General features: G+C 51.0%; 5 protein-coding genes. 3 read left to right on the plus strand and 2 right to left on the minus strand.

Annotation, left to right across the window (positions count from 1 at the left end; genetic code table 11):
* Together V6D20_18665 and V6D20_18670 are read right to left on the minus strand one after the other, a co-directional pair.
* A partial coding sequence (locus V6D20_18665; GenBank protein HEY9817802.1) for a hypothetical protein occupies nucleotides 1–244 on the minus strand: 244 nt, incomplete at its 3' end.
* A gap of 40 nt (nucleotides 245–284) precedes the next feature.
* Nucleotides 285–1,550, minus strand: a complete 1,266-nt coding sequence (locus V6D20_18670) for a diaminopimelate decarboxylase (protein ID HEY9817803.1) — start codon at nucleotides 1,548–1,550, stop codon at nucleotides 285–287.
* Nucleotides 1,551–1,956: 406 nt separating this feature from the next.
* Here V6D20_18670 and V6D20_18675 point away from each other — a divergent pair, with 406 nt between their 5' ends.
* The 3 genes from V6D20_18675 to V6D20_18685 form a co-directional block, all read left to right on the plus strand.
* A complete protein-coding gene (locus V6D20_18675) occupies nucleotides 1,957–2,706 on the plus strand; it encodes a MinD/ParA family protein (protein ID HEY9817804.1) in 750 nt (249 codons plus the stop codon).
* Nucleotides 2,707–2,912: 206 nt separating this feature from the next.
* Nucleotides 2,913–3,971, plus strand: a complete 1,059-nt coding sequence (glsA, locus tag V6D20_18680) for a glutaminase A (GenBank protein HEY9817805.1) — start codon at nucleotides 2,913–2,915, stop codon at nucleotides 3,969–3,971.
* A 247-nt stretch (nucleotides 3,972–4,218) separates the two neighbouring features.
* A partial coding sequence (locus V6D20_18685) for a HAMP domain-containing protein (GenBank protein HEY9817806.1) occupies nucleotides 4,219–5,199 on the plus strand: 981 nt, incomplete at its 3' end.

A 5,199-nucleotide genomic window follows, 5' to 3' on the forward strand; every position in this document is an offset into this window, starting at 1 on the left:
GGTCGGTGATATAGGCACGGCGATCGATCTTGAAGGTGCGATCTCGAAAGGTGAGTTGTTGGGTGATGTAGGGCAGCGGATCGCCCCAGGTGAGGCGCTTGAGGTAGCGCTGAAAGACGGCTGCATCGCCCTGACTGGCGGCATAGAGCGATCGCACGTCTGTCTCCAGCAAGCTGCTGAGATCAAAAGCGCCAGCCAGAGACTGGAGGGCCGATAGGGTTGGTGATGGGGAGGAGGAAATCATGGGTTGTGGCGACATTCAAGAGGAGATGCAACAGAAGAAACTAGATGCAAGGATGTTGGTAATCGTGATCCATTAGGTTTGTTGGGGGTAGCAAGATCTCTGTCAACTGACCTCGCATACAGTGATTGGAACTCATGGATGCGCCATAACCACCAGCATTCAAGAAGCAGAGGTAGTCGCCCTCTTGTGTAGGGGGCAACACAACATCTTCGGCCCAAATATCTAGGGCTTCGTTTATGTTACCGGTTACGGTGACCCGGGCGGGCCAATCAGGCTGCGATCGCCGCCGCCGTGCGGGGACAGGTTCTAGGGGCAGGTGGTAGAAAGCTGGTTCAATGTGCAGGTTAAAGCCTCCATTCATGCCAACAAACCAGGTATCTTGCTTTTGCTCCACCATGGTGGTTTGCAGGATCAACACGCCCGCGTCTTTAGCAATATAGTCACCGGGTTCTAGATAAATCTGCTGGGGGCGATCGCCCAACTGCTCGGCGATGATATCTGCCCAGCGCTCTAGATCCAAGGGCGCATCATCGGCAACTAAGGGGATGCCCAATCCGCCTCCCAGGTTCATGTAAGAGACCGATGGCAGGCGATCGAGGATCCTCTGACAGCGCTGGAGGATGGTAGACCAAGTGTCTAACTGGGGCGTGAGATAGCCGCAGCCCGCATGAACATGCAGTCCCTGGATCTGGAGCCCATAGCGATCGGCTAGGGCCAGGGCTTCTTCCACTTGGTCGGGATAGATGCCAAACTTAGTGGGTTTGGTGCCGGCATAGAGCAGGTGGGGATTGGTGCGGTATCCCAGTCCCAGACCAGGATTAATCCGTAGCCCAACGGCGCGACCAGGACAGCGATCGCCCAAGCGACGAAGACTACTGAGAGAATCGCAGTTGATGATCACATCTGGCGATCGCGCTAACTCGTCCAGATCGGCGTTGGATAGAGCCGTACCCGTAAAGGAAATTTCAGAGGGCAGGAATCCAACTTGGCGGGCTTGGCGCACCTCTTGGGGCGAGCAGGCATCAATGCCGCAGAGCCCGGTGAGTTTCAGGTAGGTGAGCAGGGGCGCATAGCGGTTGGACTTCATGGCGTAGAATATCCGGTGGGCGATCGCCCGTTCATCTAACACCCGATGCAGGCGCTCCAGATTCTGTCGCAGGCGATCGCTGCTGTAAACATAGAGCGGCGTACCTAACTCATTGGCCATAGTATTGAGGTTGTGAGTGCTGAAATGCAGCTCGTCCTCAACATACTGCACATCATCTCGTTGCCACCAAAGGGGCTGCACCGGGAGAGGATGCTTCATTATCAAAACCTCATGACGTAATTCAGGGCAAGGACAGGGGCAAGTGAGCCCAAAACTGACAGTCTTGCTATCCCTAGTATGACCGCTCTACTCCCAGAAATCACACGTTTGCACCATGACGATTGGTTATGGGCCTCGACGATCGCTAACCTCATGAAGGCAATTTTTGACGGAGAGCGATCGCATTTCTGAGACTCATCTCCATCTAAAATTCAGCTAGTTCTCATCTTGGGTCGATACTGTACCTACAGCGTTAGCACAACTCAACATTGCCGGTTTGGTATTGCCCCCATAAGGGATCAGCGCAAAGCCTAGTCATACTGCCTAGGAAAAAGATAATCATTCTCGCAAATAATGCTTGTGCTGTTAACCTTCTTACCTTGTCCTGATTAAGCTCTGACGTTCTATGCCTAAAGTTATTTCCATTCACTCCTATCGTGGCGGTACGGGAAAGTCTAATATGACCGCCAATCTTGCAACCACACTGGCTCTTCAAGGTCACCGAGTGGGGGTCGTGGATACGGATCTGCCTTCCCCAGGCATTCACAATATTCTCGGTCTTGATCCAGATACCCATCAGGCAACATTGAACCGCTATCTGTGGGGGGAGACTAGCATTCACGACGCTGCCCATGACGTGAGCGATCGCCTCTCTCTAGACTCAGGTGCTCTCTATCTAGTACCGTCTAGCGTTAAGCCAGATGATATTGCCCGCATTCTCAAGGATGGCTATGATGTGCGGCTTCTCAATGATGGTTTTCGCAGGCTGGTTAAAGATCTAGAGCTAGATTACTTGTTTATCGATACCCATCCAGGCTTATCCAAAGAAACATTTCTTTCAATTGCTATTTCTCATGTTTTGCTGCTCATCCTCCGACCAGATAAGCAAGACTACCAGGGTACGGCTGTAACCATTGATGTTGCTAAGCAGCTTCGCGTTCGAGATATGAAGCTGATTGTTAACAAAGCCTACCGGCAGCTCGACCCCGAAGCTTTGCGACAGAAAGTGGAAGAAACCTATGATCTCAAGGTCGCTGGGGTGTTTCCTCTATCAGAAGAGATTGTGCAATTGGCGAGTGAAGGCGTGTTTTGCTTGAAATATCCAGATCATCCCGTTAGCCATGAGTTTCAAAAGGTGGCGCAGCATGTGAGCTAATGCCAGGTTTTATAGCTGCTAGCAATGGTGACTATGCTGCACATTTCGCGACTTATTCTAGCTGATGGATAAATTGGGTGCGGTGCGTTACGCTTCGCGAACACACCCTACGAGTACTGTATTGTACTACATCTAGCTGATGGATCAAGTATTGCCCGACCTTAAATGTATTGAATTGACCTGTGTAAATCATAAAGGATAGCAAGATGGTAGACTCTAGCCAGGATGTAGATCGTGATGTAACCAGTGGACATCTCAGTAGCCTAACTCGATCGATACAATCTGCCACGTCGTCGTTTCGTAACTACCTGCAAGATCTGCATCAAGCATACTTACCGCTCAATGAAGGGGCGATCGCTGACTACATTCCTGAACTAGCTCTCGCGCAACCCAATTGGTTTGGTATCTGTACCGTAACCATGGATGGACAGATCGTTGAGGTGGGTAACTGCGACCAGCTATTCACCATTCAGTCGATTTCCAAGGCCTTTGTTTACGGTCTGGCGTTGGAAGACCACGGTCGCGAGTATGTCAACAGTAAGGTGAGCGTTGAACCTACGGGGGAGGCGTTTAATGCAATTGTTCTGGATGAAGCGACCAACCGCCCCTATAATCCTATGGTGAATGCGGGGGCGATCGCCACGGCGGATTTGATTCAAGGGAATGGAGCTACAGAGCGCATCAAGCGGGTGCTAGCTATGTTTCAGCGCTATACTGGCCGGGAGCTAGATGTGAGTGTCCCGGTTTTTCTGTCTGAACGGGCCACAGGCAACCGTAACCGGGCTATTGCCTATCTGATGCTGAACTTTGGCATGGTCAGCGATCGCATTGATGAAACCTTGGATCTTTATTTTCAGCAATGTTCTCTGTTGGTCAATGCCCGTGATTTGGCTATGATGGCAGCCACGTTGGCGAATAAAGGCATTAACCCCGTCACTGGCGAACGGGCCCTTGATGAACGTTACGTGCAGGATGTGATCAGCGTCATGCTGACTTGCGGTATGTACGACTACTCTGGGGAGTGGACGTATCGGGTTGGTATTCCTGCCAAAAGCGGTGTGGGTGGTGGTATTACAGGTGTTGTACCTGGTCAGTTGGGAATTGGTACTTTTTCACCCTGTTTGGATGCGAAAGGTAACAGCGTTCGGGGCATTAAAGTCTTTGAGCGGCTCTCCCAAGATTTTGGACTTCATCTGTTTAACGCTGCACCCGCCGAACGCTCGTTGCAGGATTGCCTGAATAGCAACGGTTTGGATACCTGGTAGGGTACAGGTGGCTAGAGTTCTGCTGTTCCGTAGGAGGGCGTCATTTGTTGCAAGCTCCTTTTCAATGTTGCTTAAGGCTTAAACCTCTATGAGAAGAGGGTTGAGCGTAGCCGAAACCCAGCAACGTAGCTTTATAGAATGGAGTCACCACCTTACACCACGCCACAGATTTGTTCCTGAGTAGTGCTAAGCTTCGAGATATATTCGGGGTAAGCGAATTCACTCGTCATCACCTTGGAGATGCATCATGGTTCTATTATCCACTCGCGTTAAAAATTCTGCCCAATCGTCTGGTAAACAGACGCTGAATGAGGTTATTGGATTATTTCGCGCCCGCCTATCGCTCCGGATTGTCTTCTGGATCTTTCTGAGCATCATGGTGATCGAGGCAGTTTTACTAGTGCCTTCGGTGGAACGACGTAGACAGGAGATTTTAGATCAGGTTGAAGAGGTTTCGACGGGTAAGATTAGCTGGATTTTGATGACCTATCCAGATGCCACGCCCCAAGAATTGTTGACCCAAGTGGAGCAGCTTCAGGCAGATCCGATGCTAGAAAGCATTTTGGGAGGAGCAATTTATACTCCTGATGGATCCGTGATGGGTACCTTTGGTGAAGCACCAGCGCTTTTGTTTAATGCTGCTGTACGGGGGGAAGCACTTTATCTGCCTCAGCCTGAGGGCGATCGCTACGATGTAGCTTGGCCAACCCTGCTGCCAGATGGACAACATTTTATTGTGATTCGTCATGATGCTCAAGGTACCCGAACTGCTCTGTTCACCTATGTGCTACGGGTGGCTGGATTGGTGGTGATTATCTCCGGCTTTGTCACCCTAGTGATGATGGTGGTGCTGGGCCCTAACTTGATTAGCCCCATTCTGCGGCTCCGGCGTGATTTAGCTAAGGCTGGAGAGGCGATCGCTCAAGACCAGCCCTCCACCGAGTTTTCATCCACTCATATCCGGCGTAAGGATGAGCTGGGAGACGTGATCCATACCTTTCGTCAGATGTTTCAAGACATCTCTACGGCAGTTGCAGAACGCAAGCGAGTGGAGCAAGAACTACGGCTCAACAATCAGCAGATGCGTCAATATTTAGATCAAGTAGATCGAGTGACGGCAGCGGCGGTGGATGTGGAAAGTGATTGTTTTGATCCCAGTTGCTTGAGTGAAGTAGGGCAGCGATCGGATGAGTTAGGGCAATTGGCTCGTGTCTTTCAACACATGGCC

The sequence above is a fragment of the Candidatus Obscuribacterales bacterium genome, assembly GCA_036703605.1.
In the GTDB taxonomy this organism is placed as follows: domain Bacteria; phylum Cyanobacteriota; class Cyanobacteriia; order RECH01; family RECH01; genus RECH01.